This is a genomic window from Pseudomonas sp. 05N434 (genome assembly GCF_056396965.1).
The window spans coordinates 1-1,941 of record NZ_JBFTMK010000743.1; the positions used below are offsets into that span (position 1 = coordinate 1).

2 protein-coding genes and 1 pseudogene are annotated in these 1,941 nt (G+C 60.3%); 2 read left to right on the forward strand and 1 reads right to left on the reverse strand.

Annotation, left to right across the window (positions count from 1 at the left end; all coding sequences use genetic code 11):
- Positions 1-277 (forward strand): annotated as a pseudogene (locus AC1DLB_RS28830) (hypothetical protein); the annotation flags it as partial.
- Between the two features lie 76 nt (positions 278-353).
- Here the strand turns inward: AC1DLB_RS28830 and ytfE are convergent.
- Positions 354-1,028: an iron-sulfur cluster repair protein YtfE gene (gene ytfE, locus AC1DLB_RS28835; RefSeq protein WP_018927796.1), complete on the reverse strand. Its 675-nt coding sequence runs from the start codon at positions 1,026-1,028 to the stop codon at positions 354-356.
- Positions 1,029-1,182: 154 nt separating this feature from the next.
- On the opposite strand from ytfE, the gene AC1DLB_RS28840 reads away from it, so the two are divergent.
- A partial coding sequence (locus AC1DLB_RS28840; RefSeq protein ID WP_477786174.1) for a sigma 54-interacting transcriptional regulator occupies positions 1,183-1,941 on the forward strand: 759 nt, incomplete at its 3' end.

Sequence of the window (1,941 nt, forward strand, 5' to 3'; positions counted from 1 at the left end):
GCACGGCGTGGTGTTGCTGTTGTATGGCGCCGGCATCGGTTTGGCGTGGCAGTACCGTGGCGCATTGAGTCAGCCGCTGGCCAGCAGTTTTGGTACGTTGCTGAGCCTGAAAATCCTGTTGGCCTTGAGCATCATCGGTCATTACTTGCTGCTGGCCTATTGGCTGACCCACGGGCGCCTGACCGCGACCCGCGCAAGCTGGATTCGCCGCAGCATTCTCGGGCACATGGTGTTGATCGTGATCCTGGCCAAGGCCATGTTCTATTGGCACGGCTGATCGCAATACGTCCCTCATAAACAAAACCCGCGTCATCCGGTTGGATGGCGCGGGTTGGGGGGTGGCCGGTAATCGATCAATGGCGGGGGTTCAGGGCATTAATGAACAGCACGTTGTTTTCCAGGTGGATGTGTTGCATCAGGTCGTCTTTGAACTCCAGCAGCCCGCGGTAGAGCGCACGCCAGGTGTTACAGGCATCGGCGGGCGGGATGATGTGATTGGTCAGGGCGAGCATCTTCTCCAGCGCTTCACCATGTTGATCGTGTTCGAAACGCAGCACCTGGATCGGCGGTGCGGCCTGAGGGCCAACGCCTTGTTGCAACATCGGGAAGAGCACTTGTTCTTCCTTGAGCATGTGGCCTTCGAGTTCCTGCTGCATGTCTGTCAGCAGATCGGCCAGGCCGTTGGGGCAACTGCTGCGCGCGCCATGGACCTGCTCGACGCGGCGAGCCAGTCGGATCAGCTCCGGCAGTTGCTCGCGGTGGCGGGCGTGGTAGCGCGCCAGAAGGTGGGCGATCAGCAGTTCCGACGGTTCGTTGCGCCAGTCGTGCTGGGTTTCGCCGGCGTCTTGCAGAATCTGCAGGGCGTCGGCAATGAGGACCGGATCGAGGTTTTTGCCAAGGGCCGCTTCACGCAGGCTTTTATGCCCGCCGCAACAGAAGTCCAGTTTGAAGGTGTGAAAGATCCGGGTGGCACCGGGAATGTCGCAGGCCAGTTGGCCGAGACTTTGTTCCAATAGGGGCTGGCTCATCAGGGYTCCTTGTTTGGGTTTCAACGGTTCCCCAGGCTCATTGCACCCGGCATGCCATTTTTAACGTATTGAAAAACATGGATTAATTTTTAGTTGTGGTGATATTCACCCTGATGCTTCAGGGTAAATACAACCATAGAGGGTGATGACTACCATGCTGCGAGAAAGCCTGGCGGCCGACCTGATCGTCGAGTTGCCCAATGCCGTGCGGTTGCAACGACTGGTCCAGACCCTGCGCGAATACTTCAACAGTGGCGCCGTGGGCTTGCTGCGTCTGGATGACGACAGCCTCAGGCCCGTTGCAACGGTGGGGCTGGTTCATGAAGCGTTGGGGCGCCGGTTCGTCATTGCCCAGCATCCTCGGCTGGCGGCAATCATGGCGTCGCGCGAGCCGACCTGGTTCGAGCCCGACAGCCGCCTGCCGGACCCCTACGACGGCTTGCTCGACAACCATGTCGGCGAACCGCTGCCGGTGCATGACTGCATGGGCGTGAGCCTCTATGTCGAGGGGCGGATCTGGGGCGCGATCACCCTCGATGCGCTGCACGCCGGGACCTTTGACAACCGGGCGCGGGAAGAACTCAAGCGTTGCACTTTGCAGATCGAAGCCGCCGTGCGGGTCACCCGCCTGGAGCAGGAAAACCGCAGCTTGCGCCTGTCCCGCAGCGATCCTCAGGACTTGCGCGTGCCCGTCGGAGAAGGCGAGATCCTTGGGCAAAGTGAGGTGTTGCATCAGTTGCTCAATGAGCTGGATGTACTGGCCGATTCCGATCTGCCGGTATTGCTGCTGGGCGAGACCGGCGTCGGCAAAGAGCTGTTCGCACGGCGCTTGCATCGTCTTTCAAGGCGCCACCACAAACCGCTGATACAGGTTAACTGCGCAGCCTTGCCGGAGTCGCTGGCAGAGAGTGAG